This is a genomic window from Halomonas sp. LES1, from assembly GCF_031846005.1.
Classification (GTDB): Bacteria; Pseudomonadota; Gammaproteobacteria; order Pseudomonadales; family Halomonadaceae; genus Halomonas.
In genome coordinates this window covers 41935-68119 of record NZ_JAVRGC010000005.1, presented here as the reverse complement: position 1 = coordinate 68119, position 26185 = coordinate 41935, and the positions used below count along the sequence as shown (strand labels likewise).

Below are 26185 nucleotides of genomic sequence, written 5' to 3'. Positions count from 1 at the left end.
AGTGTAACCGATTCGCCGGCAGCGTCGGGCCAAGCGTGTAGAATGTCGGCCAGCCGAAACAACTCAACGTCTCCTCAACCCCTATCGATCACGAGGTATCATGGCCAACGACTTTCGACGCCCCAGCGGGCGCGCGCCCGAGCAGCCCCGCGAGATCCGCCTGACCCGCGACTACACCCGTCATGCCGAGGGCTCGGTGCTGGTGGAGTTCGGCGATACCAAGGTGCTGTGCAACGCCAGCGTCGAGCCCGGCGTGCCGCGCTGGCTGCGCGGCAAGGGTCAGGGCTGGGTCACCGCCGAGTACGGCATGCTGCCCCGGGCCACCCATACCCGCGGTGGACGCGAGGCGACCCGCGGCAAGCAGGGTGGCCGCACCCTGGAGATCCAGCGGCTGATCGGCCGTTCTCTGCGTGCCGCGGTCAACCTCAAGAAGCTGGGCGAATTCACCATCACCGTGGACTGCGACGTGATCCAGGCCGATGGCGGCACGCGTACCGCTTCCATCACCGGCGGCTGCGTGGCGCTGGTGGATGCGATTCGTTACCTGCAACGCAACAAGCTGATCAAGGGAGACCCCTTCAAGCAGCTGGTCAGCTCGGTGTCGGTGGGCATCTTCAAGGGCGTGCCGGTGGTGGACCTGGACTACCCCGAGGATAGCGGTGCCGATACCGACATGAATGTGGTGATGACCGAAGGGGGCAGCCTGATCGAGGTGCAGGGCACCGCCGAGAAGGACAGCTTCAGTCGCGCCGAGCTCAATGCCATGCTCGAGCTGGCCGAGAATGCCGGCGTGCAGCTGTTCGACCACCAGCGTGAGTCGCTGGGTATTCCGCGCTGATCCTGCAGGCCTCCTGCTAATGCAGAGTGCCGGCCATCACTGGCCGGCACTCTGCGTTCCGACAGACCGGAACGGCGACGGAGGGAGGCGCCTAGAGCGGCAGGTCGTACTCGACGATCAGCGGCGCGTACTCCGAGAAGGTGGCGTCGTAGTCGATCCAGGCGTCCACCACATGGCGGCGGAAGTTGGGCCCCACCACCTGATAGTCGATACGCCAGCCCTCCTGGCGAGAGCGCGGCACCTCCTGGTCGGGCTTGGGCCACCAGGTGTACTCACCGGCGTCACGGTTGATCTCACGGAAGGTGTCGATAAAGCCGGTGGGGCCGAACACCTGATCCATCCAGGCACGCTCCTCGGGGGTAAAGCCGGGCGTGCCCTGGTTATCGGCCCAGTTCTCCAGGTCGATGGTCTTGTGGGCGATGTGCCAGGTGCCACAGATGATGTACTCGCGGCGCTTGCGAGCCATCTTGCTGAGGTACTCCTGATACTGTGCCATGAAGGTCTGCTTGGCGGCCGGGTCGCTGCCGTCGGGCATCAAAAAACTGGCGATGCTGAAACGGTCATAGTCGGCCTGCAGGAAGCGTGCCTCATGGTCGCACTGGGGAAAGCCCAGTCCGTACATGATCGCCTTGGGAATCTTGCGGCAGTAGAGCCCGACCCCGGAGAAGCCGTCCTGCTCGGCGTCGAGGAAGTAGCCCTCGTAGCCTTCCGGATAGAGGATGCTGTCATCCAGCTCGAAGCTCTTGGCCTTGAGGTTCTGAACGCAGACGACATCGGCGTCCTGATTGGCCAGCCAGTCGAGAAACCCGCGACCGACCGCTTCGCGGATGCCGTTGACGTTGATGGTTGCAATTTTCATACGTGGTCCCTTTTCCGTCGCGCGTGTATGATACCCGACGTTTCGACGTATGGGTAAATGGCCAAGGCCAATAAATGTGATAGGAGGCCCCGTGGCGGATCAGCACCTGCAGCCCTACCAGCGTGAGTTCATCGAATTTGCCATCGAGCAGGGCGTGTTGCGCTTCGGCGAGTTCACCCTCAAGTCCGGTCGTGTCAGTCCCTACTTCTTCAACGCCGGCCTCTTCCGCAGCGGCGCCGCCCTGGCCCGCCTGGGTCGCTTCTACGCCCACGCGATCGCCGAGCGTGCCCCGCGGTTCGACGTGCTCTTCGGTCCCGCCTACAAGGGCATCCCCCTGGCCGCCGCCACCGCCGTGGCGCTGGCCGACCAGCATGACCGCGACCTGCCCTACGCCTTCAATCGCAAGGAGGCCAAGGCCCACGGCGAAGGAGGCACCATCGTCGGTGCCGAACTGGCCGGTGATATCCTGATCATCGACGACGTGATCACCGCCGGCACCGCCATCCGTGAGGTCATGACGCTGATCGAGGGCGCCGGGGCCCGTGCCGCCGGGGTGGTGATCGCCCTGGACCGCCAGGAGCGCGGTAGTGATGAGGTCGAAGGCGAAGGGCTGAGCGCCATCCAGGAAGTGGAGGCACGCTACGCCATGCCGGTGGTCAGTATCGTGACGCTGGATATGGTGCTGACCTATCTCGAGGAGCATGCCGGCGACTCACTGCGTGGCCATGCCGCGGCCATTCGCGACTATCGTGCGCGCTATGGTGTTTCCGCTGTGGCGTGACGGCCGATTGCGCTAAGCTCTACAGGAGCCAAAACAGGATATGCCGACGGCAGAGAACGGGAAGAGCATGATGAGAACGAGACAGACGCTGCTGGCGTGCCTGCTGCTGATGGGTGCAGGCACTGCCCAGGCCGCCAGCCTGGACCTCAATCTGGGCGAGGATGCCGTGCAGTTCGAGGCGGCCGGCGAGGTCGTGGAGGGCGTTCAGCTCGGCGGTGGCGTGCTCGACAGCGACTACCGCAAGGATGCTACCGTCTATCATGCCCAGCTGATGGGCAGCCAGCACACCTCGCGTCGTGAAGTGGGCATCGGTGCCCGCTGGACGCACTATGATGCCAGGGGCGGAGAAGGTGGCGGTTTGGGTCTCGGTGGCTACGGCTACGTCTATCTGCCCAATCTGCCGGCGGTCTCGCTGGGCGGTTACGGCTTCTACACCCCCGGTGTGGTGACGACCAGCGAGCTGGACAAGGGCTATGAGGTCGGCCTGCGTGCCCGCTACGCCTTTACTCCCAATGTGGATGGCTACCTCGGGCTGCGTCAGCTGGATGCCGACTTCGACGACGACCGCGGCAGTCAGACCCTGGACCGCGGCGCCCAGGTCGGCGTGCGCCTGCGCTTCTGACGGCCTCCCTGCGGCGAGGATTGCGGGCCCCATCATGGGGCCCGCCTGCGTTCCAACGGGACCACAGCGGATAAATCATGCTCGATGTCGTTCTGTTCCAGCCCGAGATACCCCCCAATACCGGAAACCTGATTCGGCTGTGCGCCAATACCGGCTTTCGCCTGCACCTGATCGAGCCGCTGGGGTTCGAACTCGATGACCGGCGCCTGCGCCGTGCCGGTCTCGATTATCACGAGTGGGCAGCGGTAGGCGTGCACCCTGACTGGCAGGCCTACCTCGAGGCCGCCAGGCCGGTGCGGGTCTTTGCGGTATCGACGCGCGGGCGGCGTGGCTACCATGAGCCCGACTACCGGGCAGGTGATGCCCTGGTGTTTGGCCCCGAGACCCGTGGCCTGCCCCAGGAGATGCTCGATGCCCTGCCCGAGTCCCAGCGGCTGCGCATCCCCATGCGGCCCGACAGCCGTAGTCTCAATCTCTCCAATGCCTGTGCGGTGCTGGTCTATGAAGCCTGGCGGCAACTGGACTTCGCCGGCGCGGCAGGGGAAGACAGCGTGAGGCCTCTCCCTTGAGTGCTCCCAAGACCATCCAGCAGCGTCTCGCCGGCCTCAACCCCCGGCAACAGGAGGCGGTGCGCTATATCGACGGCCCCTGCCTGGTGCTGGCGGGGGCCGGTTCCGGCAAGACCAGCGTGATCACCACCAAGATCGCCTACCTGATTCAGGTGTGCGGCATGAGTGCCCGACGCATTGCCGCGGTGACCTTCACCAACAAGGCCGCCCGGGAGATGAAGGAGCGGGTGGGAGCAATGCTCAAGGGCAAGGAGGGGCACGGGCTGACCGTCTCCACCTTCCATACCCTGGGGCTCAATATCATCCGCCGCGAGCTCAAGGCGCTGGGCTATCGCCCCGGCTTCTCGCTGTTCGACCCCGAGGATGCCAAGGCACTGCTGCGCGACCTGATGCACAAGGATGCCCAGGTCGACGCCGACCAGATCAATGCCGTGCAGCACCGCATCTCCGAGTGGAAGAACGACCTGATACTGCCGGGCCAGGCGCTCTCGCATGCCGCCGATGAGGATGAGCTGTTCGCCGCGCGGGTCTATGAGGCCTACAACCGCCACCTCAAGGCCTATAACGCGGTGGACTTCGACGACCTGATCCTGCTGCCGGTGGTATTGCTGCGCGACGACCCCGAGGCCTTGGCACGCTGGCGCAAGCGCATTCACTACATGCTGGTGGATGAGTATCAGGACACCAACGTCAGCCAGTACCAGCTGGTCAAGCTGCTGATGGCCGAGCGGGCCACCTTCACCGTGGTGGGCGACGATGATCAGTCGATCTACGCCTGGCGTGGGGCACGCCCCGAGAACCTGGTGACCCTGGGCGAGGACTTTCCGCGCCTGGATGTCATCAAGCTCGAGCAGAACTATCGCTCCACCGGCACCATCCTGCGCGCCGCCAACACCCTGATCAGCAACAACCCCCATGTCTACGAGAAGACCCTGTGGTCGGACATGGGCGAGGGCGCGCCGATCCGCGTGGTGGTCAACCGCCACGAGGAGGCCGAGGCGGATCGCGTGGCCAGCGAGATCCTCACCCGGCGCATCAAGGAGCGCGCCGAGTGGAGGGATTTCGCCGTGCTCTACCGCGGCAACTTCCAGGCCCGGCTACTGGAGCTCAAGCTGCAGCACTACCAGATTCCCTACAAGCTCTCCGGGGGCACCTCCTTCTTCTCGCGCAACGAGATCAAGGATGCCATGGCCTACCTGCGGCTGCTGATCAATCCGGCCGATGACAACGCCTTCCTGCGCATCGTCAATGTGCCGCGCCGCGAGATCGGCCCCGGTACCCTGGAGAAGCTGGCCAACTACGCTAACGGGCAGGCCAATGGGCGGAGCATCTCGCTGTTCGCCGCCTGCCATGAGCTGGGTCTGGCCGAGCAGCTGCCGGTCAGGGCGGTCGAACGTCTGGGGCGGTTTACCCATTTTATCGACGGCGTGCGGCGACGCATGGATGGCGGCGATGCCATCGCCGCCATTCGCGACATGTTGCACGAGATGGATTACGAGGCCTGGCTCTATCAGAACGCCAGCGCCCCGACCATCGCCGAACGGCGCATGGCCAATGTCTGGACCCTGATCGACCAGCTGGAGAAGTCGATGGAGGCCGACCCGGAGGAGAGTACGGCCTCCGAGGAGACCGAGACCGACAGCGTGGAGGCGGCCATCTCGCGGCTGGTGCTGCGGGATATTCTCGAGCAGCAGGCCGAGGAGGATGACTCCGACCGTGTTCAGCTGCTGACCATGCACGCCTCCAAGGGCCTCGAGTTCCCGCATGTCTATCTGATGGGGCTGGAGGAGGAGCTGTTGCCCCACCGCAATGCCATCGAGGCGGGCACGGTGGAGGAGGAGCGGCGCCTGGCCTATGTGGGCATCACCCGGGCGCGGCGTACCCTGACCCTGACCCTGGCTCGACAGCGCAAGACCTACGGAGAGCTGATGGACTGCGCACCCAGTCGCTTTCTCGACGAGCTGCCCGAGGCGGATCTGGAATGGGAGGGGCGGTCGGACCGTGAGGATCCGGAGAAGAAGCAGGCGCGGGGGCAGAGTGCCATCGCCGGGCTGCGCTCTCTGTTGGGGTGAGTCGAATGCCTGCTCTGCTGGGCTGGCATCTTGCTGGCAATCAGACGCAAGCGGGGCGCCCGTAGGCGCCCCGCTTGACCCGCCGTGATCGGGAGCTTATCGCACCGGAGCGATCAGGTAGTCGGTAGCAGCCTTTACCTCATCATCGGAGAGGTTCGGGTTGCCGCCCTTGGCCGGCATGGCGTTGAAGCCGTTGATGGAGTGGTCGTAGAGGGTCTCGATGCCCTGCTCCAGGCGAGGAGCCCACTGGTCGGCTTCACCGCGGACCGGAGCGCCAGCTGCCCCCGTCATGTGACAGGCCATGCAGATCTGATTGAAGATCGCTTCTCCGTCGATACCGGCGTGGGAGGGTTCACCGCCCGCGGCAGACTCCTCGGCGCTGGCATTCCCTGCCGACTCATCGGTAGCATCTTCCTGGCTGGCGGCATCGGCCTGTGCCTTCTCGTCGGCTTCCTCTGCCGGCGCTTCGGCCGCCGCCTCGTCGCCGCCGCCCAGTTCCGGCACATCCATCACCGGCTCGACCATATAGGCGGTGACGGCCTCCATCTCGGCGTCGGAGAGGTTGGGGTTGCCGCCTCGAGCCGGCATGGCATTGAAGCCATTCATGGAGTGGTCCAGCAGGGTGGCGAAGCCCTTCTCCACGCGATCGGCCCAGGCCGCTTCGTCGCCGCGAATCGGGGCGCCAGCGGCACCGGTCTCATGACAGGCCATACAGACACTGTTGTAGATGCTGGCGCCATCGATATCGCCGCCGCTGGAGGCACCGTTGCTGGCACCGCCGGCACTGGCACTGGCGGTGCCGCAATCTTCGCCCTCGACACAGAGCTCGCCCACCGGCTTCAGGCGCTCGGCGATGGCTTCGCGTTCGGCGTCGACCTGCGCCAGGGCGGTGCCGGCGCCGGCGGTCAGGCCCAGGGTGGCCAGGCACCCCATGATCAGCTTGCTGAATTTCACTCTCACCACCTCTTCACGGTCCTTTAGGAAGTTGTTCGTGGCAGCGCCCGGCGGGAACGGTATCGGCAACGCAGCCGAGGAGATGCCATCATGCAGTCATTGCCGACAGTATACCGGCAACCCTGGCGCCAGGAAAATGGCAGCGCCGTCCACGCTTAGGTGCCATGAAAGCGTTCGCAACGCCTTGCGCTGGACAGTGGCCTGCCTGGCGGTTAGGATGTCGACCGCTCGATGCCATGTCGAGCAAGGCGCCCGTAGCTCAGTTGGATAGAGTGTTGGCCTCCGAAGCCAAAGGTCGCAGGTTCGAATCCTGCCGGGCGCGCCAAGAATATCGTAGGCCCCGGGGAGAACTCTCTCCCCGGGCCCTTCTGCGTGCCTGGGATTCGTTGGCAGGGGCGTCGGCCCGCTTCACTGTCTGTGGTGATGCCGACAGTGGCGACAAGGGGAGTGAGGCCTTGGCAAGGCGGGGAAACATGACACCGATCAAATTTAATTCATTTGGTTATAAATAATACTTGCTTTAATGTCGTTAAGTAATTTGTCAGACTCTGCCGCTCACCCCTCACGATTCAGGAACGATGAAGACCTATCTGGGAAAGATGCGCGGTGAGCGCCTGCGACGCGATACGCCCGATCTCGGTGATGCCCTCTGGTCATGGCTGGGTGCCATGGCCGGCATGGGGGCGATCTGCTGGCTCAGTGCGCACTGGCTCTCCCAGCAGCTGCTGATCGTGGCCTCCTTCGGTGCCACCTCGGTGCTGCTCTACGCCGCACCGGAAAGCCCCTTTGCCCAGCCACGCAATGTATTGCTGGGCAGCCTGCTCTCGGCGATGGCCGGGGTCGCCTGCTTCCAGCTGCTGGGCGCTACCACGCTGGCGGTGACCCTGGCGGTATCGCTCTCCATCCTGTTGATGCAGCTGACTCACAGCGTGCACCCGCCCGGTGCCGCCGCGGCCCTGATCGCGGTGATCGGCGGGCCCGAGATCACGGGGTTGGGCTGGTGGTATCCGCTGATGCCCATCGGCGTCGGTAGCGCCATCATGGTGGTGGTGGCGGTGCTGGTGAACAACCTGGCCCGCCACCGGCGCTATCCGCTGCACTGGTAGGGGCTCAGAGCCAAGGAGCGCAGAAAAAACCGCCATCTCCTTGCCGTAAAACAGGAAGGATCACACCGCTATTCGCTACCTCAAGGGCTCGGTTGTGCCGGGGGCACTCTGCTATTGTGCTGTGGACAATTTCACGCCGCCGACGCGTTGTCGGTGGCCCCACGAGCATTCCCACCAAGGAGGCAGCAGATGGCGAACCCCACTCCCCATGCAAACGTTCCCGCCACCATGTCGGCCATGCTGCTGACCGGGCATGGCGATATCGACAGGCTGGTCTACCGAGATGACGTGCCGACCCCGCGGCCGGGCCCAGGCGAGGTGCTGGTAGGGGTCACGGCCACCGCCAAGAACAACACCGATCGCAAGGCCCGGGAGGGGCTCTACCCGGTGAAGAAGGGCGAGGTGACCTCCTTTGCCATGGGCGGTGAGCCGACCCTGACCTTCCCGCGTATCCAGGGTGCCGATATTGCCGGGCGTGTGGTGGCGGTGGGCGAAGGCGTCGATGCCGCACGGATCGGCGAGCGCGGCCTGCTCGACTTCAACCTCTACCCGGACGCCCGCCGCGACATCAATCTGACCCCGGACTACTACGGCCATGGCGCCGATGGCGGCTTCGCCGAGTATGTCGTCGTGCCCTCGGACCAGTTCCATCATGTACCCAACTCCGAGCTCGACGATGCCGAGCTCGCCGCCCTGGGCATGTGCTCCTATCAGACCGCCTACCATATGTTGACCTCGACCGGCGTGGCTGCCGGTGAGCGGGTACTGGTCAGCGGCGCCAGCGGCGGCGTGGGCACGGCACTGATCCAGCTCTGCCGCATCCTGGGGGCCACTCCCTATGCGGTGAGCCAGCCGGAGAAGGCGGAGGCGCTCGAGGCCCTGGGTGCCGAGGCGGTAATCGATCGCGGCGAGCTCGAGGGCTTCGCCCAGCGGGTCCTCGAGGCCACCGGAGGGGCGCCCATCGATGCGGTGATGGACCTGGTCGGTGGCGAGATGACCGACTGTTTCATCGATACCATGATTCAGGACATGAAGGCGCGCACCAGCTATCCGCGGCTCTCCATCGCCGGGGCCAGCGGCGGCAATATCTCGGAGATCCTGTGGACGCGCATCTACCTCTATCAGGTGCAGATCTTCGGTGTCTCCCATGGCACCCGTGACGAGGCCGAGCAGCTGATCGTCTGGATCCGCTCCGGTAAGCTCAAGCCGGTACTGCATGCCACCTTCCGGCTCTCGGAACTTCACCAGGCCGAGCGCTACTTCGTCAGTCGCGGCAGCAACTTCCTGGGCAAGATCGTGATCGTTCCCGACCGCCAGTGGGAGGCGCATGGTGCTCCCTTCGCCCTTGCCGCTCCCTCTTCCCAGCAGGAGTCGCGCCCATGACCCGCCCGCTCAGCTTCAGGATGATGGACACCCACGCCGGCGGTGATGTCAGCCGGATCGTGTTGGGGGGCATCGACGCCCTGCCCGGCGCCACCGTACGCGAGCAGATGCACTACCTGCGCGATGATGCCGATGGCCTGCGCAAGCTGCTGCTGTTCGAACCCTATGGCGTGCCCGAGATGTCGGTGGACCTGATCGTTCCGGCCAGTGACCCCGAGGCGGCCGCCGGCTACATCATCATGGAGGTGATGGGTTACCCCATCTACTCGGGCTCCAATACCATCTGCACCGCCACCGCGGTCCTCGAGGCCGGCATCGTGCCCAAGCGGGAGGGTGTGCAGCGCTTCACGCTCGAGGCGCCGGCGGGGCTGGTCAGAATCGAGGCGAGGGTGGAGAACGGCGTGGTGGAGGCGATCACCTGCGAGGGGCTGCCCAGCTATATCGATACCTATCGTGCCTCGATCCAGGTGCCGGGGCTGGGCGAGGTGGCCTACAGCGTGGCCTACAGCGGCGGCTTCTATGCCCTGGTGGATGCCGGTGAGCTCGGCTTTCATCTCAACCGCGACGAGGAGCGTGAGCTCGCCGAGTGTGCCCACAGGATCGTCGAGGCGATTCAGGCCGAGCGCGGCTTCTCCCACTACACCCTGGGCGATGTGGGGCCACTGCCCTTCCTGCACTTCATGGGCCCGGTGGAGCAGGTGGCCGATGACTTCTACCGCTCGCGTTCGGCCACCTATGTGCATCCGGGGGTGATCTGCCGCAGCACCACCGGCACCGGGACCTCGGCACGCCTGGCGCTGATGCGCCATGAGGGTACCCTCGAGCCCGGCGACCGGCTGGAGACCATCTCCCTGCGCGAGACCGGCTTTATCGGCACCTTCACCGGTACCCGTCGGGAGGGCGCCCATACGGTGGTGGAGAACACCATCACCGGCAAGGGCCATGTGCTGGGTCACACCGAGGTGGTGGTCAACTGCGACGACCCCCTGGTGGAGTGCAGCGGCCTGCACCATATCCTCAGCGCCCGCCACGGCTGAGTCTTGCTCCCACCATCTTGACTGAGTCGATTCGCCCGCCTTCCCCTTGAGCGCCGCCTCCAAAGGGAGCAGGCTGGCGCTCACTCTTCTTTTCGATTGCCCCCGGAGGCTTCGCATGGCCATCACCAACTTCTCCGATCTGCTAAGCGAAGCGCGCCTGCAGCCCGATGCCCAGCGCCTGCTGTTCGTCTTTACCCGTGCCGAACTGCCGGACAACCCCTCCGCCGAGCAGCGTGCCCGCTTCGAGCGGGGCGAGGGTGGCGTGCTTGCCCCGGTGCTGTGTGTCGACAAGGCTCCCGAGGAGCTGACCGATATGGCCGGCCTGGTGGTGGAGTCGCAGAACACCGGTGTCGAGTGGGACATCGTCTTCGTCGGTGCCCTTTCGGGGCGTGGCAGCGAGGCCCCCGCTTCCGAGCAGGCCGAGGCGCAGCTCGAGCGCATGGTCGAGTCGCTGAAGATGGGCAACGTCGAGGCCTTCCTGGCTCTGGACCGCCAGGGGGAGGCGGTGCGCATCGGCTGACCGTGCACCGCCCCTGTCATAGGGTTGAATTATCAGGGCGATGCCCCCATTCAATTTATACTATCGGGTAATACGGGCTACCATGCCTGCGTATTCCAGCCACCCCTAGGCAACGACGAAAGGAGCATTAACGAATGTCCCTGCTTAACACCGAAATCAAGCCGTTCAAGGCCACCGCTTACCATAACGGTGAGTTCATCGACGTCAGCGAACAGGACGTGAAGGGCCAGTGGAGCATCTTCTTCTTCTACCCGGCCGACTTCACCTTCGTCTGCCCCACCGAGCTGGGTGACCTGCAGGACAACTACGAAGCGTTCAAGAAGCTGGGCGTCGAGATCTACAGCGTCTCCACCGACACCCACTTCACCCACAAGGCGTGGCACGACAGTTCCGAGACCATCGGCAAGCTGACCTACCCGATGCTGGCCGACCCGACCCACACCATCTCGCGCAACTTCGAGGTGCTGATCGAGGATGCCGGTATCGCCGAGCGTGGCACCTTCGTGGTCGACCCCGATGGCAAGATCCAGATCATCGAGCTGAACGCCGGCAACATCGGCCGTAACGCCGAAGAGCTGCTGCGCAAGGTCAAGGCCGCCCAGTACGTGCGTGCCAACCCCAACGAGGTCTGCCCGGCCAAGTGGGAAGAAGGCGAAGAGACCCTGGCGCCGTCACTGGACCTGGTCGGCAAGATCTAAGCCCCGCCCGCGTGGCGAGGCCCTCTTCCGGCCTTGCCACACCGCCCCGGGCACCTCCCCCGCCCGGGGCCCTATTTCGCATCACGAGCCAGATCGATGGCACTGTCAAACCGGCAGGGCGCGGCTAGCTCGTGGCCTGATACTCTCGAACATGAAGGAACACGCTGTCATGTTGGACGACAACCTGAAAACTCAGCTCAAGGCCTATCTGGCCAAGGTCACTCAGCCCTTCGAGATCGTTGCGTCCCTCGATGATGGCGCCAAGTCGAAGGAACTGCATGGCCTGCTGGCCGATATCGTCGGCCTGACCGACAAGATTACCCTCAAGCTTGATGGCGAGGAGGCACGTCGCCCCTCCTTCGCCATCAATCGCCCTGGCGAGGAGACCGGCGTGGTCTTCGCGGGCATCCCCATGGGGCACGAGTTCACCAGCCTGGTGCTGGCGCTGCTGCAGGTGGGTGGCCATCCGCCCAAGGCCAGCGACGAGGTGATCGAGCAGATCAAGGGGCTGGAGGGTGAGCTCAACTTCGAGACCTACTTCTCGCTCTCCTGTCAGAACTGCCCGGATGTGGTCCAGGCGCTGAACCTGATGGCGATCCTCAACCCCAACGTCCATCACGTGGCCATCGACGGGGCCCTGTTTCAGGACGAGGTGGAAGAGCGCCAGGTGATGTCGGTGCCGAGCATCTATCTCAACGGCGAGCCCTTCGATCAGGGACGCATGAGCATGGAGCAGATCCTGGCCAAGGTGGACACCGGTGCCGCCGAGCGCGAGGCCGCCAAGCTCAGCGAGAAGCCGACCTTCGATACGCTGATGGTCGGTGGTGGCCCCGCCGCCGCGGCGGCGGCGGTCTATGCCGCACGCAAGGGCATTCGCACCGGTGTCGCCGCCGAGCGCTTCGGCGGCCAGGTGCTCGACACCATGTCCATCGAGAACCTTATCTCCGTTCCCCATACCGACGGGCCCAAGCTGGCCGCGGCACTGGAGGAGCATGTCAGGGAGTATGAGGTCGACATCATGAACCTCCAGCGTGCCGTCAAGCTGCTGCCGGGTCAGCCGGGCGAGGTGCACGAGGTGCAGTTCGAATCCGGCGCCAGCCTCAAGAGCAGGACCCTGGTGCTGGCCACCGGTGCCCGCTGGCGCGAGATGGGCGTGCCCGGCGAGGCCGAGTATCGCAACAAGGGGGTGGCCTACTGCCCCCACTGTGATGGCCCGCTGTTCAAGGGCAAGCGGGTGGCGGTCATCGGCGGGGGCAACTCCGGCGTCGAGGCGGCCATCGACCTGGCCGGCATCGTCGGCCATGTGACGCTGTTAGAGTTCATGGACGAGATGCGCGCCGATGAGGTGCTGCAGAAGAAGCTGCGCAGCCTGCCCAATGTGGAGATCATCCTGGGGGCCCGCACCACCGAGGTGAACGGCGATGGCCAGCGCGTCAACGGCCTCACCTACGAGGAGCGCGCCAGCGGCGAGATCCGTCGGGTCGAGCTGGAGGGCGTGTTCGTGCAGATCGGCCTGGTGCCCAATACCGAGTGGCTCAAGGATTCACCCATCGAGCTCTCCGAGCGTGGCGAGATCGTCGTCGACGAGCGCGGCATGACCTCTGTGCCCGGGATCTTCGCCGCCGGCGACGTGACCACCGTGCCCTACAAGCAGATCGTCATCGCCATGGGCGAGGGCTCCAAGGCCGCGCTGAGCGCCTTCGATCACCTGATCCGCAGCTGATCCAGGAAGTCCTCGGCTTCCACACCATGCAACGCCCCCGTCGGTTCAACCGGCGGGGGCGTTGGCGTATCCAGGCATCAGCCGATCAGGCCCAGGAAGGGCAGCAGAGTAAGGGTCAACACCCCGGCCAGTGCCAGCACAACCAGCAGCATGCGCACGGGGTGTTGGCGCAGGCGGCGCCACAGGGTGGGGGCTTCACCGCGCTCGGCCAGCGCATCGCGCTCCTCGCGAACCCGTGCGGCGAGCCCCTGCTGATAGCTATCCAGCGCCTCTCTGGCGGCCTCGTAATCGCCCTTGTCGCGCAGCCAGATGGCCGCCACGCCAAGCCCCCAGAAGCCGGCGCGGCTCTCGAAGGTGTCGAAGCCGTGCTGTTCGAGGAGGCGGCGTACCTCGTCGGCCTCCTCCTCGGGCACGTTGTCGAGCCGAAACAGCAGTGTCGCCACTCTGGTTACTCTCCTCTATCGATCAATCGCCGAGTACCTCGGCGCGTTCGATGATCACCGGCGTTTTCGGCACGTTCTGAAGGCGGCCGCGATTGCCGGTGGGCACGCGCTTGATGGTGTCCACCACCTCCATGCCGTCGACGACCCGACCGAACACCGCATAGCCCCAGGTCTGGCCCGACTGGGTGCTGACATGGTCGAGGAAGCCGTTGTCGGCGACGTTGATAAAGAACTGGGCGGTGGCCGAGTGGGGCGCCCCGGTGCGCGCCATGGCCAGGGTGCCGCGGCGGTTCTTGAGGCCGTTGTCGGCCTCGTTCTCGATCGGCTCGCGGGTCGCCTTCTGGGTGAAGTCGGTGTCGAAGCCGCCGCCCTGGATCATGAAGTCGTCGATCACCCGGTGGAAGAGGGTGCCGTCGTAGTGGCCCGACTCGGCGTAGGCGAGGAAGTTCTCGACGCTCTGCGGGGCCTGCTCCTCGTAAAGCTCGATGCCGATGGCACCCTCGCTGGTATGCAGCACCACGTCGGGGGCGGCGTCGGTCTGGGCAAGCGCCAGGGCAGGCAGGGTCGCCGTCAGTAGGGCGAGGGCTAGGCGTCGCATGGGGCACTCCTTGGGGGGTGTCGGTTGATATCGGTACCCAGCATACGGCGCCGGGGCACCGCTGTCAGCGGGGCTCACTCATTGCCTGAGCTCAGGGGCGACAGGCCTGCGCCATGCGGTCCATTGCCTCGCCGGCACCATCGAGGGCGAAGACCATGAACCAGGGGTCGTCGGGGCCGCGCATCATTCGCAGGCGCAGGATCTCGCCCCGGCGCATCTCATCGAACAGCAGTGGCTGCGCGGGAAGATCGAACCGTACATAGAAGCCGCTGTCGCCGCGCTCGGTGCGAAACTCGGCCTGTCCCGAGTGGATGGTCTGCTCATCGACCCTGAGGTCGGCGGGTACCAGGTTGACCACCTGGCTTTCAGGCTGGTGCTCGCCGAGGTCCACGCGCAGCTCCAGCCAGGGTGCCTCGCAGGCGCCGGGGCTGACATTGACGCTGAAGTGGGCGTCGGCGTAGTTATCACCCTCCAGGGCGCGGTAGAGACGCTCCTCGCCGAGGCTAAGAGTCATCGATTGCCAGGCGCCATGGCGCTCGACCTCGGCGACGTTGAACTGCACGGCGTGTACGGTCGTGATCAGAGAGATCAGGCCGGTCAGTGTGGCAATAATACGAAAGATAGGCGTGAAAATAAGGGGCATCCTGGCCTCTTCGCGTGTCGATACGGCGCCTTTGTGGGCAAGAGGCTTCATATCATGCCTGGTAACGGGCCAAGCGCAATGCCGTTATTGCGAGGAGTACGCTTGACGGTCATCGACAGGCCGCATCGGCCAGGAGGGAAACGACACGTAAAATGTGATCAGGATGCGTGGGAAGGGCCGGTATGGTGACCGACCCTCGGCAGAACTTGAGGCTGGCGATCACTCCAGACTGGAGTAATAGGCGGCGATATCGGCGATGTCTTCATCGGAGAGACTCTGGGCCATCGGGGTCATCATGGCGGACATGCCGCCGCCACGCTCGCCGGCACGGTAGGCCTTGAGGCTGCTTTCGAGGTAAGTGGCAGACTGGCCGGCGAGGTTAGGGTAGATGGGGGCGACGGCCATGCCATCGGCACCATGGCAGGCAACGCAGGTGCCGATCTTGCCTTCGCCGGCGGCAGCGTCACCCGCGGCCTGGGTGTTCATGGCCAGGAGGGCACTACCCAGCAGGGTAGCGGCGAGAACCAGTTTCATAGGACATCTCCGGAATGCAACTTCATGCCTGAAAAAGCCCGGTTGTATCGATCAGCCCACCGGGCAGCTGCTGACATCATGCCAGTCGGCATGATGTCAGCGCTTGACGTGCGTCATACTCAGGCTAGACCCCCGAGGAGAAAAAGAAAAATCTAATGGATGTGAGGCTAAAAACGATACTGAGAGCCAAGGGCCGTTCGCCGCGAGATAGGGGCTCACGGGGACGGCGGTTCGTCCAGCTGCAGCAGCTGGATCAGCGGCTGGCGGCGAGGACCCAGCAGGTCCTCCAGGGTGTAGCCATCGAGCACCGCCATGAAGGCGTCCAGGGCCTCGGCAAGGATCTGCTTGAGTCGGCAGGCGGGGGTGATCAGGCACTCGTTGTCGTCGCCGAAACACTCCACCAGGGTCAGGTCGCGCTCGGTGCGACGTATCAGCTCGCCGAGCACGATGCTGTCCGGCTCGCGTCTGAGCAGCAGGCCGCCATGCTTGCCACGAATCGAAGTGATATAGCCGTGGTGGCTGAGGTCCTGGACCACCTTCATCAGGTGGTTGCGTGAAATCTCGAAGCGCTCGGCGATCTCGGTGATGGTGGAGCGCTCTTCACCTTTGACCGCCAGATAGAGCAGCACGCGCAGGGAGTAGTCGGTGAAGCGGGTCAGGTGCATGGCAGAAAGCGTCGCCTCGTATCATGTTCGAATCAGCGTTGGGCCCGGAGGTGGGGCTCGGCGGACGGCGGCGCCGCGTCAGCGGGTCGGCTCAGCACGAAGCCGGCGACCGTAACAAACAGCAACCCCGATGCCACCAGTCCCGGGAGCGGCGCGCCGCCGGCCCACAGCATCGTCCAGCTGACGGTCAGCAGCAGCACCGCTAGAGCCTTGGCGCGTCGTGGTATGGCGCGCCGCTCGCGCCAGGCCAGCAGGGTAGGGCCAAACCGCGGGTGAGAATGCAGCCAGCGCGCCAGGCGCGGCGATCCCTTGGGCGCCGACCAGGCGGCCAGCAGCAGGAAGGGGGTGGTCGGCAGCAGCGGCAGTACCATCCCGGCGGTACCCAGACCGATGCAGCCGTAGGTAAGGCCGCACCAGGCAAGACGCGAAGCGGATCCCGACATGTCATGACCCTCCCTCAACAAAGGAAGCAAGCAGTTAAGCGATAATTCACATGCATTTTAACATCAAAGGCAATGCGAGGGCTGTGCCATGTCAGTGAAAGCTCGCTTCGCGTAGTTAAAATGCCCCATCTGGCGATTGTTCGTTAACGTGCGACGTATTTCAGCTCGCCAAAGAAATTGATCAGGGTCAACTGGCCCTGCATGGGATCCAACGTTTCATCCTCATGCTGGCATACTGCGCACCATCGGGCATTGCCGCGGCGGTGCCAAGGCATTCAACGAGGCCGTTTGACCATGCAAGACCATCAGCTCTTCAATCGTCCCCTGGTCGAGAAATACGATCGTCCCGGCCCGCGCTATACCTCCTATCCCACGGCGCCGCAGTTTCACGCGGCCTTCGCCGAGGATGACTATCGTGCCGCCGCCGAGCGCAGCAATGGTGCCACCGTGCCCAAGCCGCTGTCGGTCTATGTGCATATTCCGTTCTGCAAGAGCCTCTGCTACTACTGCGCCTGCAACAAGATCATCACCCATAACACCGAGCGTGCGGCGGAATATCTGGCCTGGCTGCAGCAGGAGATCCGGGTGCAGGGGGCGCTGTTCGACGAGACCCGACGCATGACCCAGCTGCATCTGGGGGGCGGTACGCCGACCTACCTGAGCAATGACCAGCTCGGCGAGCTGATGGCGAGCCTGGATGCCGCCTTCCACTTCGCGCCGCCCGAGGAGCGCGAGTTCTCGCTGGAGGTGGATCCACGCACGGTGACCCCCGAGCAGATTCACGAGCTCCATGCGCTGGGTTTCAATCGCCTGAGCTTCGGGGTACAGGACTTCGATCCCGACGTGCAGAAGGCGGTCAATCGGGTGCAGAGCGAGGAGGATGTCGTCTCCCTGGTGCATGCCGCTCGCCAGGCAGGCTTCCAGTCGATCAGCGTTGATCTGATCTATGGCCTGCCGCTGCAGACGGTAGCCAGTTTCGATACCACCCTGGACAAGATCATCGCGCTGCGCCCGGACCGGATCGCCACCTACAGCTACGCGCATCTGCCGGAGCTGTTCAAGGCGCAGCGGCTGATACGCCCCGAGGACATGCCGCCTCCGGAGCGCAAGCTGGAACTGCTGGAGCTGACCATTCGACGGCTTACCGAGGCCGGCTACGTCTATATCGGCATGGATCACTTCGCCCTGCCCGATGACGAGCTGACCCTGGCCCGGGAGAACGGCACCCTGCAGCGCAACTTCCAGGGCTACTCCACCCATGCCGACTGCGACATGATCGGCCTGGGCATCACCTCCATCGGCAAGGTAGGCGATACCTACAGCCAGAACGTCAAGGAGACCGCCCAGTATCAGCACCGCCTGCAGGAGGGGCGTCTCGCGGTGTTCCGGGGCTATCGGCTCAGCGACGATGATCGCCTGCGTCGCGACGTGATCAATGCCCTGATGTGCCATAACCGCATCGACTTCGCCGCCATCGAGGCCAAGCACGGCATCGTCTTCCGTGACTATTTCGCCGACGCCCTGGAGGAGCTTCGGGAGATGGCCGATGATGGTCTGCTGGCGATCCGCGATAACGAGATCGAGCTGCTCCCTGCCGGGCGGCTGATGATGCGCAATGCCGCCATGGCCTTCGATGCCTACCTGGCTCATAGCACGGGACGCTACTCGCGCACGGTGTGAACAAAAAAAACCACCCTCGAGGAGGGTGGCGCAAGACCGTGTCTAGCAATGAGAGGGAGAAACCAGGCCAGGAGACTGGCGGGCCCTGCCTGGTGGCGACGCCTCATCAACGCCGCCAATCAAAGAGTAATCGTTCGCGTTTGTGTCGTCAACACAAATGCGAACGCTTTTTATTAATGGCTCATTTCAGGTTCCCGCCATACGCAGCCACAGTGGCAGGGTCGCCATGGCCAGCAGCGTCTGGCCGGTGATCACGGCGGCCATCATCTCGGCATCCCCGCCCAGCTGGCGGGCCAGGATATAGGCCGAGGTGGCGGTGGGTAGCGCGGCGAACAGCAGCACCACATCGCGACTCACCGGGTCGAGCCCCAGCAGCAGTGCCAGTGCCAGTGCCAGTGCCGGCATCAGCGCCAGCTTCACCAGGTGACTTGCCCAGATTCCACGATCGAGGCGTACCAGGGCGGCGGGACGCAGGGCCACGCCCACCGCCACCAGTCCCAAAGGCAGGGCGGCACGCCCCAGCAGTTCCACCGTGGCTTCGCTCCACCCCGGCAGGCCGATGCCGCCGATATTGAGCCCGATGCCGACCAGGCAGGCCAGGATAAGAGGGTTGCGGCCCAGGGCCGCCAGGCTCTTGGCGAGGCTGCCGCGCCCCAGGGTACCGGCGGCGATAAAGCTGGAGACACAGAGGACATTGACCACCGGGACCATCAGCGCCACGGCCACCGCGGCTACCGTGGCTCCCGGGAGACCGTGCAGTGCCGCGGCGCCGGCCACCCCTACATAGGTGTTGAAGCGCAGCGCCCCCTGGAAGGCCGAGGTGAAGGCCGCGGCCTGCATGCCCAGCCAGCCACGCAGCCGCCATAGCACGATGGCGAAGGCGCCCATGGGGCCCAGCAGGGCGATCGCCACACGGGTCACCGGCACCTGGCTGACATCCGCGGTGGCCAGGGTCGCCACCAGCATGGCGGGGAACAGCAGGAAGTAGATCAGTCGCTCCAGCTGTGGCCAGAAGTCGGCACCCGGCTGGCGCAGCCAGCCCAGCACGCTGCCCAGCAGGATTAGCAGGAACAGGGGCCCCAGGGCACCCGCTATGTCCGCCATGTCGGTCTCCTTGGTCTCGTTACCTGCGACATCGTTCCGCAGTCTGCCACAAACGAATGCTGATAAGCTTGCCACTACCGGTTCTCTGTGCGATGACCCCGACCCCTATGCCTGACTCTCCCACGACTGCTTCACGCCCGCCGCTGCTGCGCCTGCTGGTGCTGTTGACCCTGGGCACGGTGGCCATCGCCCTGTGGTTCCTGGTCAGCCACCTGCTGCGTGACATCGGACAGGTGCGCTGGTATCCCGAGTCGCCGGAATGTCAGCTGAGTAGCGGGCCCTGTCTGGCCAGGTTGGGCGAAGAGCGCCAGCTGACACTCGACCTCGGCGTGCGTGGCGAGATACGCGCGCTGCAGCGCTTGCCGCTGGAGGTGTCCCTGCAGGGGGTGAAGGCCGAGCGCGTGATGGTGGACTTCGTCGGACGCGACATGGACATGGGACTGCACCGCTACCCCCTGAGCCTCGGGGCGGATGGCCACTATCGGGGCGAGGGACAGATACCCATCTGTACCGAGGCGGTGATGCCCTGGCGGGCACGGGTGGTTATCGAGACGGCCGATGGTAAGCTCGGGAGCGGGTTTGATTTCGAGGTCAGGGGAGACGCACCATGAAACGCAAGGGAGTCTGGGCCGGGGTGGCATTGATCGTGCTGATGGCGGTGGGCGGTGTCGGCTGGTATCAGCAGCAGCTGACGGCGGGAGTCGACGGCGGCCCCGTCGGCGGGCCGGTAGAGCTGCCCTCGACCCGGGGGGAGTTCAGCCTCGAACACCTGGGCGATGACCAGCTGGCGGTCCTGTTCTTCGGCTATACCCACTGCCCCGATGTCTGCCCCATGAGCCTGGCGGTGGTGCGTCAGGCGCTGGCCGAGCTCGAACCCGCCCAGCGTGAGCGGCTCGTGCCGTTGATGGTCTCGCTGGATCCCGAGCGCGACAGCCTCGCGCGGCTGGAGGAGTATCTGGCGTTCTTCGGCGAGCGCTTTATCGGTGCCACCGGCCGCACGGCCCAGCTCGAGGAGCTGGCCGGGCGCTACGGGGTGGTATGGCGCAAGGTCGATGCGCCGGACTCCGCCATGAATTACACCATCGACCACAGTTCGTCGCTCTATCTGGTCGACCGTGAGGGGGAGATCCAGCGCCGGGTGCTCTATTCCCCCTCCCATCGCGGGCTGCTCGCCGCGCTGCACGACACTCTCTAGTCCTGACCCGTTAGTCCAGCTCTGCTGGCCCGGTTCCGCTAGTCCAGCTCCTCTACCCGGCCTGACCCAGCCTGTGCACCCGCCACCAAGCCTAGCGCGACGGCAGCGCTTCCTGAAGCCGCTCCAGCATGGCCATCAGCGCGCGGGTCTGGGTGCCCTGGCGGCTGTCATGCATGGGGTCGAGCTGCCAGGTGCTCTCCGCATAGCCCCACCAGTCCCAGCATGCCTGCGGGTTGCCCAGGCGCGTCTCGGTCTGTGGGTAGATCACGATACGCCGGTTCTCGGCCGCCCAGGCGTTGAGCCCGGTATGGCTAACGAAGGTGTCGCCGATCTGTTCGGCGGCCATGCCGCAGCCGTGCAGGGCCATGCTGACCTCACAGCCCCCCTCCTCGCAGCCTTCCGGCACGAACAGGTAGCCGGTATCGGCCAGCCCCCTGGCGTCGTAGTCGCCCTGGTCGAAGCGCCACAGCTCGCCGGCGGCCTCGCCATCGGCGGGCGGCGTCAGGTCACCGTGCAGCCAGTTCAGGGCGTCGCCGGCGATATCGCTGTCACAGGCCAGCAGGTGGGGAGGGCCCGCGTCACGACAGTCGGCCAGCGCGCCGTCATCGGCCTGGCCGAGCGTGGCGTCGACGGGCCAGCCGTGGCCCACATCGGCGTCCTGGCGCCACTGCAGCTGCGAGGGATCGCTTAGCCAGCCCCGAAACTGCTCGACCAGCGCCCCTCCCAGCCGTGGCTCGACCACCTCGTCGGCGCCGCCGTGCCAGACATAGACCCTGAGTGACTCAAGCGCCTCGGCCTCACCGACCAGGTCGCGTTCACGGTAGCCGACAAGGCGTTGCTCCAGGGCCTGCATATCGGGCATGCCGCGTCGGGTGGTCATGCACTGACCCAAGGCCAGACCCAGCGAGCCCTGGGCGCAGGACCAGGGACCCGCGGCGAGCACGCCGAGACCGGCGAAGCGCTCCGGCCAGGCCACGGCCAGCTGGGTCGCCATGTAGCCACCCGAGGAGACGCCGATGACGCTGGCATTCTCGGCGCTGGCGGCCAGGGCCGGGAGCTGCCGGGGAGAAGGGGGCGTATCGGCGAGCAGCGCAGTCGTGGGCAGCGTGGCAAGGATCGCACCGGCCGCCCAGGTGGCCGAGCGAGACTTACTCACTGGCCTGGCTATCGTCGACGGCATCCTCGGCGCCGTCGTCAACGCTCTCTTCTGCCGAGGCTTCGTCGGCGCTGTCGCCGGATGATGCCTGCGCGTCGTTGATGCCGAGCAGCTCGACCTTGAAGGTCAGGGTCTCGTAGGGGCCGATGGGGCCCTGGCCCTGGGCGCCGTAGGCGAGCTCGTGGGGAATGACGATCTCCCAGGTATCGCCCACGCTCATCAGCTGCAGGGCTTCCTGCCAGCCCTCGATCACCTGGTCGACGCGAAAGCTGACCGGGTTGCCGCGCGCATAGGAGCTGTCGAAGACCGTGCCGTCGATCAGGGTGCCCTCGTAATGCACCTCGACGCTGTCCTGGGCGCCGGGGGTGGCGCCGTCACCGGAGGCCAGCTCACGATACTGCAGGCCGGAGTCGGTGGTCTCGACACCTTCGCGCTCGGCATTCTCGGCCAGGTAGGCCTCGCCCTCGGCGCGGTTGGCCTCGGCGGCGGCTTCGGCCTCCGCCTGGCGGGCCGCGGCGGCCTGCTGCTGGAAGGTCATCAGCGCCTCGGCCATCTCCTCGTCGCTCATCTCGAGATCGTCGCCGGCGAAGACGTCCTGGATGGCCTGGGTGAAGGCGTCGACATCGAGGTTCTCGACATCCTGCTGGATGCTCTGGCCCAGGGTCACGCCCAGGCTGTAGCCCAGCTTCTCTTCATCGCTTTCCGGGGCCCCCATTGCCAGGGGCGCGGCACCCAGCAGGGCGGCGAGTGAGGCGGTGGTCAGCAGTCGTTTCATGTGGCTCTCTTGTGATTCCGGCTTGTGGTTCCGGCGCCGGTGGCGCCTGGGATGAATGCGAATCATGGGACTCTAACAGGGCCGTCCCGGTTCCGCATCCGAGCGAAACCGGGACGAAGAGGGGAAGGCTCAGACCACCAGGGTGGGGCAGTGGGCGGAGCCCGCCACGCGCTGGGAGACACTCCCCAGCAGCAGGCTCTTGTCACCGCCGGTGCCCTGGGCACCGATCACGATCAGGTCGCACTCGCGCTTGCGGGCGAAACGCACGATGGTGCGCGAGGGGCGGCCGGCCTTGACGAAGGCGCGCAGCCTGTCGGCGGGCACCCCCATCTCGATGGCCTGATTCTTGGCGTGCACGGCGATCTCGGTGGCGTACTCCTTGAGGACGTCGTGGGGGATCTCCAGCTTGTCGGGCACCATGGAGAGCGATGCCTCGAGCAGGCTATGGTGCTTGAAGACACACAGCAGGTAGAGCTCCGCGCCGGTGAGCAGCTGTAGCCCCACGCCCTTCTCGAGGGCCTTGATTGCACCCTTGGAGCCATCCACCGGGACCAGGATCCGATTGAACATGGTTCTCTCTCCTTGGCTCAGTTGAAGGCCACGTCGCGCAGGAACAGGGCGATCTGCGGGAACATGATCAGCAGTGCCGCGGCCAGTATCAGCATGAAGATAAAGGGCGGTGTCCCCTTGATCACATCCAGGTAGGGGCGCTTGAAGATCGCGATGGCGGTGAAGATGTCACAGCCGAAGGGTGGCGTGGCCGAGCCAATGGCTACCTGCAGGGTGATCAGGATACCCACCAGGACCGGATCGAGGCCGGTGGCGGCGATCGCCGGGGCGAAGATCGGGGTCAGTACCAGGATGACCACGATGGGGTCGACGAACATGCAGGCCACGAAGAAGGAGATGCAGATCGCGATCAGCACGCCGGTGGGGCCTGCCTCGTTGATGCCCACGGCCTCCAGGATCGACTGGGGAATCTGCGCGAAGGAGATGATCCAGGAGAAGCCGTTGCCCGCGGCCACCAGCACGAACACCACCGCGGTGATCAGGCCGGTGGACTTGGCGATCGCATAGATGTGCTGCATCTTCAGCGAGCGGAAGACGACGAACTCCAGGAATACCGCGTAGAGCACACAGGCGGCGGCGGCCTCGGTGGGACTGAAGATGCCCCCATAGATACCGCCGACGATGATTACCGGGAACCCCAGGGGCCACAGTGCCTGACGAACGGCGGTGAATCGCTCGCCCCAGGTCGCTCTGGGCTCGGTAGGGACACCGCGGATCATCGCATAGGCGACGCAGTAGGCCGAGAACATCGCCAGGATCATCAGCCCGGGCCCGATACCGGCGATAAACAGCTCGGCGATGGAGGTCTCGGAGATGACTCCGTAGATGATCATGCCGATGCTCGGCGGAATCAGGAAGGCGATATCACTGGCATTGATGATCAGTGCCAGGGTAAAGGCGTCGGAGTAGCCGGCCTTGAGCATCTTGGGGCGCAGCGGTGAACCCACCGCCACCACGGTGGCCTGGGTGGAGCCCGAGACGGCGCCGAACAGGGTGCAGGAGGTGGCGGTCGAGACCGCCAGGCCGCCCTTTATATGGCCGATGAAGGACATCACCATGGCGATCAGGCGGTCTGCCGACTGGCCGCGGGTCATGATGTCGGCGGCGAGGATGAACATCGGTACCGCGATCAGCGAGGCGGGGCGGATACCGGCCATCATCTGCTGGATCAGGGTATCCATCTGGCCCAGGCCATTGAACATCATGAAGAAGCCGATCACCGCGGCGGTGATCAGCGGGATCATCATCGGAAAGCCCAGCAGCAGCAGGGCGATCATGGTGCAAACCATTATGGTGGTCATTGTGCGTTCCCCTCGGGCCTTAGCCCTGCGTCAGACTTCCGTTTCCGTATCCTTGTAGCCATCCAGCACACTGGTCGACAGGTAGACGTCCCTGGAGGTCATGTTCTTGATGGCAGTCAGCAGGTACTGGATCCCGGTGATCAGAAATCCCAGCGGCGCCCAGACGTAGATCAGCCAGATCGGAAAGCCCAGAGCCGGCAGCACCCTGCCCTTGGACTGCAGGTCGAGGATGTAGACGAGCGAGTAGTAGAGCAGGAAGAACATCACCAGCGCGGTGAACAGGGAGATGATGATCATCAGGGCGCGGCGCCCGCCTACCGGCAGGGCATCGTAGATGGCCGACATGCGGATATGCCGGCCATGGCGTGCCGCATAGCCGATACCGGCGAAGGTGATCATGATGATCAGGATGCGGTTGATCTCGCCGGTAAAGAAGATGCTGTCACCGATCACGAAGCGAGCGATCACGTTGGCGATGGTATTGACGGCCATCAGCAGCACGCCCATGGCCAGCAGCACCGCCTCCAGCTTGCTTATCAGGGTATCGACCGCCCCCAGCGGCCCGGGGAGGCCGGAGCGATAGGCCTTTTCGGCTTCTTCATCTGTCATGGCTGCACTCCCTTCAGCATGCAGTGTGGTAAGACGCGTCTCGACAGTCAGCATACGCCCTGCAGAGCCGCGGCGTGGCTTGAGGGTCAACGCTGGGTGCACGCAGCGCGTCCCCTCAGGCTGTCGTCGTCGTTATAACGAACAGGGGGTGGCCCGAGATGGGCCACCCCCTGAGCATGGCGGTGGGAGGCAGTTACTCCTCGTCGGAGGTCACGGCCTCGAGGTCGGCCTTGAACTGCTCGAGCAGCTCGGCACCGTCTTCGCCGGCCATCTCGACGTAGGCCTCCTCGACCTGCGGCACGCGCTCGCGCAGCGACTGCATCTGCTCCTCATCCAGGCGAGTGTAGGTGCAGTTGTCGCAGTCCTCCTTGATCTTGTTCAGGGCTTCCTCGGACAGGCCCTGGATGTGTTCGATGGTGTGGTCATAGGCCGCTTCCGAGGCGTCACGTACCAGCTGCTGATCCTCCTCTGAGAGGCCATCGAAGAAGTCCTGGTTGGCCATCATGGCGGTGGTGAACCAGCCGTGGCCGGTGAACACCAGGTTCGGGGATACCTCGTAGAGACCGCCGGACTGAATCCAGAAGATCGGGTTCTCCTGGCCGTCGAGGATACCGGTCTGCAGGGCGCCGTAGACCTCGCCCCAGGGCAGCGGCGTGGGGGTCGCGCCGAAGGCGTTGTAGGTCTCGGAGAGCAGCGGGTTGGTCATCACGCGGATCTTCTTGTTCTCGAAGTCGTCCACGGATTCGATGGGTTCGTCGGTGGTGACTACCATCTCGCCTTCGGGGTACATCTGGAGCAGTTCCAGCCCCTGCTCGGCGTAGAGCTCGGGGAACATCTCGTTGATGGCCTTGCTCTTGTCGAAGAACTCGATGACGGTCTCTTCGTCGGTGGGCAGCAGATAGGGGACGAAGAAGATCTGAGCCTCGGGAATCAGCGAGCCGGTAAAGCCGGGCGACTGATTGACGAACTGCAGGATGCCGTTCTGGGTCTGCTCCATGATGTCATCGGACTCACCGAGCTCGCCGAAGCGGTAGATCTGCACGCTGTGGTCGGAGTTTTCCTCGATATACTCCTTGAAGGCCACGGCGAAGACGTCCTGAACGTCGCCCTCGTACTCCTCGTGGGCATAGCGCCAGTTGTCTGCCATGGCGGCGGAGGTCATGCCGAACATCAGTGCGCCGATACCGGCGGTGGTCAACAGCTTGTGTGACTTCATTCTTGTAGCCCCTTCTGCAGGTTTTGCCCGGGCTCGCAGGAGCTTGCCACAAGGCATCGAGGGAATATTAGATTCACGCGGCTTTTTCAGG

General features: G+C 64.8%; 29 protein-coding genes and 1 tRNA gene. 15 read left to right on the top strand and 15 right to left on the bottom strand.

What is annotated here, in order from left to right:
* The first annotated feature begins 100 nt into the window (after positions 1–100).
* Positions 101–838: a ribonuclease PH gene (gene rph, locus RM463_RS12055; RefSeq protein WP_132044715.1), complete on the top strand. Its 738-nt coding sequence runs from the start codon at positions 101–103 to the stop codon at positions 836–838.
* Between the two features lie 91 nt (positions 839–929).
* On the opposite strand, the gene RM463_RS12050 is transcribed toward rph, so the two are convergent.
* Entirely contained in the window at positions 930–1697 is a 768-nt protein-coding gene (locus RM463_RS12050; RefSeq protein ID WP_195688627.1) for an exodeoxyribonuclease III, read from the bottom strand.
* A gap of 91 nt (positions 1698–1788) precedes the next feature.
* On the opposite strand from RM463_RS12050, the gene pyrE reads away from it, so the two are divergent.
* The 4 genes from pyrE (at position 1789) to rep (ending at position 5741) form a co-directional block, all read left to right on the top strand.
* Positions 1789–2478, top strand: coding sequence for an orotate phosphoribosyltransferase (pyrE, locus tag RM463_RS12045; protein WP_311430164.1), 690 nt, complete (start codon positions 1789–1791; stop codon positions 2476–2478).
* Between the two features lie 70 nt (positions 2479–2548).
* A complete protein-coding gene (locus tag RM463_RS12040; protein WP_229333012.1) occupies positions 2549–3100 on the top strand; it encodes a YfaZ family outer membrane protein in 552 nt (183 codons plus the stop codon).
* A gap of 77 nt (positions 3101–3177) precedes the next feature.
* Positions 3178–3669, top strand: a complete 492-nt coding sequence (trmL, locus tag RM463_RS12035) for a tRNA (uridine(34)/cytosine(34)/5-carboxymethylaminomethyluridine(34)-2'-O)-methyltransferase TrmL (protein ID WP_195688624.1) — start codon at positions 3178–3180, stop codon at positions 3667–3669.
* On the top strand, positions 3666–5741 hold the full coding sequence (rep, locus tag RM463_RS12030; protein WP_195688623.1) for a DNA helicase Rep: 2076 nt from the start codon (positions 3666–3668) through the stop codon (positions 5739–5741). The genes trmL and rep overlap by 4 nt, the downstream gene beginning before the upstream one ends.
* A 96-nt stretch (positions 5742–5837) precedes the next feature.
* Here rep and RM463_RS12025 read toward each other — a convergent pair whose 3' ends face one another.
* Positions 5838–6695, bottom strand: a complete 858-nt coding sequence (locus tag RM463_RS12025) for a c-type cytochrome (protein WP_311430163.1) — start codon at positions 6693–6695, stop codon at positions 5838–5840.
* A gap of 248 nt (positions 6696–6943) precedes the next feature.
* Between RM463_RS12025 and RM463_RS12020 the strand changes: the two genes are divergently transcribed.
* The 7 genes from RM463_RS12020 (at position 6944) to ahpF (ending at position 13162) form a co-directional block, all read left to right on the top strand.
* Positions 6944–7020, top strand: a tRNA-Arg gene (locus tag RM463_RS12020).
* Positions 7021–7273: 253 nt separating this feature from the next.
* Complete coding sequence (locus RM463_RS12015; protein ID WP_195688622.1) at positions 7274–7801, top strand: HPP family protein; 528 nt, start codon at positions 7274–7276, stop codon at positions 7799–7801.
* A 189-nt stretch (positions 7802–7990) separates the two neighbouring features.
* On the top strand, positions 7991–9184 hold the full coding sequence (locus tag RM463_RS12010; protein ID WP_195688621.1) for a zinc-binding dehydrogenase: 1194 nt from the start codon (positions 7991–7993) through the stop codon (positions 9182–9184).
* The gene (locus tag RM463_RS12005) at positions 9181–10221 is read left to right on the top strand and encodes a proline racemase family protein (RefSeq protein WP_195688620.1); all 1041 of its coding nucleotides are present in this window, start codon (positions 9181–9183) and stop codon (positions 10219–10221) included. Before RM463_RS12010 ends, RM463_RS12005 begins: the two co-directional genes overlap by 4 nt.
* 115 nt (positions 10222–10336) lie before the next feature.
* Entirely contained in the window at positions 10337–10741 is a 405-nt protein-coding gene (locus RM463_RS12000; RefSeq protein ID WP_195688619.1) for a ribonucleotide reductase subunit alpha, read from the top strand.
* A gap of 134 nt (positions 10742–10875) precedes the next feature.
* On the top strand, positions 10876–11439 hold the full coding sequence (ahpC, locus tag RM463_RS11995) for an alkyl hydroperoxide reductase subunit C (RefSeq protein WP_195688618.1): 564 nt from the start codon (positions 10876–10878) through the stop codon (positions 11437–11439).
* Positions 11440–11608: 169 nt separating this feature from the next.
* Entirely contained in the window at positions 11609–13162 is a 1554-nt protein-coding gene (ahpF, locus tag RM463_RS11990) for an alkyl hydroperoxide reductase subunit F (protein ID WP_195688617.1), read from the top strand.
* A 77-nt stretch (positions 13163–13239) separates the two neighbouring features.
* On the opposite strand, the gene RM463_RS11985 is transcribed toward ahpF, so the two are convergent.
* The 6 genes from RM463_RS11985 to RM463_RS11960 all read right to left on the bottom strand — a co-directional run bounded on the left by RM463_RS11985 (position 13240) and on the right by RM463_RS11960 (position 16488).
* Complete coding sequence (locus tag RM463_RS11985) at positions 13240–13605, bottom strand: DUF6164 family protein (RefSeq protein WP_195688616.1); 366 nt, start codon at positions 13603–13605, stop codon at positions 13240–13242.
* Between the two features lie 22 nt (positions 13606–13627).
* Positions 13628–14203, bottom strand: coding sequence for a peptidylprolyl isomerase (locus RM463_RS11980; RefSeq protein ID WP_195688615.1), 576 nt, complete (start codon positions 14201–14203; stop codon positions 13628–13630).
* Between the two features lie 91 nt (positions 14204–14294).
* Complete coding sequence (locus RM463_RS11975; RefSeq protein ID WP_229333011.1) at positions 14295–14846, bottom strand: hypothetical protein; 552 nt, start codon at positions 14844–14846, stop codon at positions 14295–14297.
* 219 nt (positions 14847–15065) lie between these two features.
* The gene (locus RM463_RS11970; RefSeq protein WP_195688614.1) at positions 15066–15380 is read right to left on the bottom strand and encodes a cytochrome c; all 315 of its coding nucleotides are present in this window, start codon (positions 15378–15380) and stop codon (positions 15066–15068) included.
* Positions 15381–15595: 215 nt separating this feature from the next.
* Positions 15596–16045 (bottom strand): Rrf2 family transcriptional regulator, encoded by a 450-nt coding sequence (locus RM463_RS11965; RefSeq protein ID WP_195688613.1) that lies wholly within the window; start codon positions 16043–16045, stop codon positions 15596–15598.
* 32 nt (positions 16046–16077) lie between these two features.
* Positions 16078–16488 (bottom strand): YbaN family protein, encoded by a 411-nt coding sequence (locus tag RM463_RS11960; protein WP_195688612.1) that lies wholly within the window; start codon positions 16486–16488, stop codon positions 16078–16080.
* A 294-nt stretch (positions 16489–16782) separates the two neighbouring features.
* On the opposite strand from RM463_RS11960, the gene hemN reads away from it, so the two are divergent.
* On the top strand, positions 16783–18168 hold the full coding sequence (gene hemN, locus RM463_RS11955) for an oxygen-independent coproporphyrinogen III oxidase (protein ID WP_195688611.1): 1386 nt from the start codon (positions 16783–16785) through the stop codon (positions 18166–18168).
* 186 nt (positions 18169–18354) lie between these two features.
* Here the strand turns inward: hemN and RM463_RS11950 are convergent, their stop codons facing one another.
* Positions 18355–19272, bottom strand: coding sequence for an AEC family transporter (locus RM463_RS11950; protein WP_195688610.1), 918 nt, complete (start codon positions 19270–19272; stop codon positions 18355–18357).
* Between the two features lie 107 nt (positions 19273–19379).
* Between RM463_RS11950 and RM463_RS11945 the strand changes: the two genes are divergently transcribed.
* Together RM463_RS11945 and RM463_RS11940 are read left to right on the top strand one after the other, a co-directional pair.
* Complete coding sequence (locus RM463_RS11945) at positions 19380–19883, top strand: hypothetical protein (RefSeq protein WP_195688609.1); 504 nt, start codon at positions 19380–19382, stop codon at positions 19881–19883.
* Positions 19880–20467, top strand: a complete 588-nt coding sequence (locus RM463_RS11940; protein WP_195688608.1) for an SCO family protein — start codon at positions 19880–19882, stop codon at positions 20465–20467. The genes RM463_RS11945 and RM463_RS11940 overlap by 4 nt, the downstream gene beginning before the upstream one ends.
* Before the next feature lie 91 nt (positions 20468–20558).
* Here RM463_RS11940 and RM463_RS11935 read toward each other — a convergent pair whose 3' ends face one another.
* The 6 genes from RM463_RS11935 to dctP form a co-directional block, all read right to left on the bottom strand.
* Positions 20559–21623: a PHB depolymerase family esterase gene (locus tag RM463_RS11935; RefSeq protein ID WP_311430162.1), complete on the bottom strand. Its 1065-nt coding sequence runs from the start codon at positions 21621–21623 to the stop codon at positions 20559–20561.
* Positions 21616–22398 (bottom strand): FKBP-type peptidyl-prolyl cis-trans isomerase, encoded by a 783-nt coding sequence (locus RM463_RS11930; protein ID WP_195688606.1) that lies wholly within the window; start codon positions 22396–22398, stop codon positions 21616–21618. Before RM463_RS11930 ends, RM463_RS11935 begins: the two co-directional genes overlap by 8 nt.
* Before the next feature lie 129 nt (positions 22399–22527).
* On the bottom strand, positions 22528–22968 hold the full coding sequence (locus RM463_RS11925; protein WP_195688605.1) for a universal stress protein: 441 nt from the start codon (positions 22966–22968) through the stop codon (positions 22528–22530).
* A 17-nt stretch (positions 22969–22985) separates the two neighbouring features.
* Positions 22986–24269, bottom strand: coding sequence for a TRAP transporter large permease (locus RM463_RS11920; protein ID WP_195688604.1), 1284 nt, complete (start codon positions 24267–24269; stop codon positions 22986–22988).
* Positions 24270–24299: 30 nt separating this feature from the next.
* Positions 24300–24878: a TRAP transporter small permease gene (locus tag RM463_RS11915; protein WP_195688603.1), complete on the bottom strand. Its 579-nt coding sequence runs from the start codon at positions 24876–24878 to the stop codon at positions 24300–24302.
* A gap of 193 nt (positions 24879–25071) precedes the next feature.
* A complete protein-coding gene (dctP, locus tag RM463_RS11910) occupies positions 25072–26094 on the bottom strand; it encodes a TRAP transporter substrate-binding protein DctP (protein WP_311430161.1) in 1023 nt (340 codons plus the stop codon).
* Between the last annotated feature and the right edge of the window lie 91 nt (positions 26095–26185).

Bases quoted from the DNA above. Each gene is read 5' to 3' on its own strand.
- hemN (WP_195688611.1), top strand. From the start codon at position 16,783: ATGCAAGACCATCAGCTCTTCAATCGTCCCCTGGTCGAGAAATACGAT.
- rph (WP_132044715.1), top strand. From the start codon at position 101: ATGGCCAACGACTTTCGACGCCCCAGCGGGCGCGCGCCCGAGCAGCCC.
- RM463_RS11945 (WP_195688609.1), top strand. From the start codon at position 19,380: ATGCCTGACTCTCCCACGACTGCTTCACGCCCGCCGCTGCTGCGCCTG.
- trmL (WP_195688624.1), top strand. From the start codon at position 3,178: ATGCTCGATGTCGTTCTGTTCCAGCCCGAGATACCCCCCAATACCGGA.
- RM463_RS12010 (WP_195688621.1), top strand. From the start codon at position 7,991: ATGGCGAACCCCACTCCCCATGCAAACGTTCCCGCCACCATGTCGGCC.
- RM463_RS11930 (WP_195688606.1), bottom strand. From the start codon at position 22,398: ATGAAACGACTGCTGACCACCGCCTCACTCGCCGCCCTGCTGGGTGCC.
- RM463_RS11965 (WP_195688613.1), bottom strand. From the start codon at position 16,045: ATGCACCTGACCCGCTTCACCGACTACTCCCTGCGCGTGCTGCTCTAT.
- RM463_RS12005 (WP_195688620.1), top strand. From the start codon at position 9,181: ATGACCCGCCCGCTCAGCTTCAGGATGATGGACACCCACGCCGGCGGT.
- RM463_RS12040 (WP_229333012.1), top strand. From the start codon at position 2,549: ATGAGAACGAGACAGACGCTGCTGGCGTGCCTGCTGCTGATGGGTGCA.
- RM463_RS12000 (WP_195688619.1), top strand. From the start codon at position 10,337: ATGGCCATCACCAACTTCTCCGATCTGCTAAGCGAAGCGCGCCTGCAG.
- RM463_RS11980 (WP_195688615.1), bottom strand. From the start codon at position 14,203: ATGCGACGCCTAGCCCTCGCCCTACTGACGGCGACCCTGCCTGCCCTG.
- RM463_RS11950 (WP_195688610.1), bottom strand. From the start codon at position 19,272: ATGGCGGACATAGCGGGTGCCCTGGGGCCCCTGTTCCTGCTAATCCTG.
- RM463_RS11960 (WP_195688612.1), bottom strand. From the start codon at position 16,488: ATGTCGGGATCCGCTTCGCGTCTTGCCTGGTGCGGCCTTACCTACGGC.
- RM463_RS11940 (WP_195688608.1), top strand. From the start codon at position 19,880: ATGAAACGCAAGGGAGTCTGGGCCGGGGTGGCATTGATCGTGCTGATG.
- ahpF (WP_195688617.1), top strand. From the start codon at position 11,609: ATGTTGGACGACAACCTGAAAACTCAGCTCAAGGCCTATCTGGCCAAG.
- RM463_RS12015 (WP_195688622.1), top strand. From the start codon at position 7,274: ATGAAGACCTATCTGGGAAAGATGCGCGGTGAGCGCCTGCGACGCGAT.
- RM463_RS11970 (WP_195688614.1), bottom strand. From the start codon at position 15,380: ATGAAACTGGTTCTCGCCGCTACCCTGCTGGGTAGTGCCCTCCTGGCC.
- RM463_RS11925 (WP_195688605.1), bottom strand. From the start codon at position 22,968: ATGTTCAATCGGATCCTGGTCCCGGTGGATGGCTCCAAGGGTGCAATC.
- ahpC (WP_195688618.1), top strand. From the start codon at position 10,876: ATGTCCCTGCTTAACACCGAAATCAAGCCGTTCAAGGCCACCGCTTAC.
- RM463_RS11915 (WP_195688603.1), bottom strand. From the start codon at position 24,878: ATGACAGATGAAGAAGCCGAAAAGGCCTATCGCTCCGGCCTCCCCGGG.
- RM463_RS12050 (WP_195688627.1), bottom strand. From the start codon at position 1,697: ATGAAAATTGCAACCATCAACGTCAACGGCATCCGCGAAGCGGTCGGT.
- RM463_RS11920 (WP_195688604.1), bottom strand. From the start codon at position 24,269: ATGACCACCATAATGGTTTGCACCATGATCGCCCTGCTGCTGCTGGGC.
- dctP (WP_311430161.1), bottom strand. From the start codon at position 26,094: ATGAAGTCACACAAGCTGTTGACCACCGCCGGTATCGGCGCACTGATG.
- RM463_RS11975 (WP_229333011.1), bottom strand. From the start codon at position 14,846: ATGCCCCTTATTTTCACGCCTATCTTTCGTATTATTGCCACACTGACC.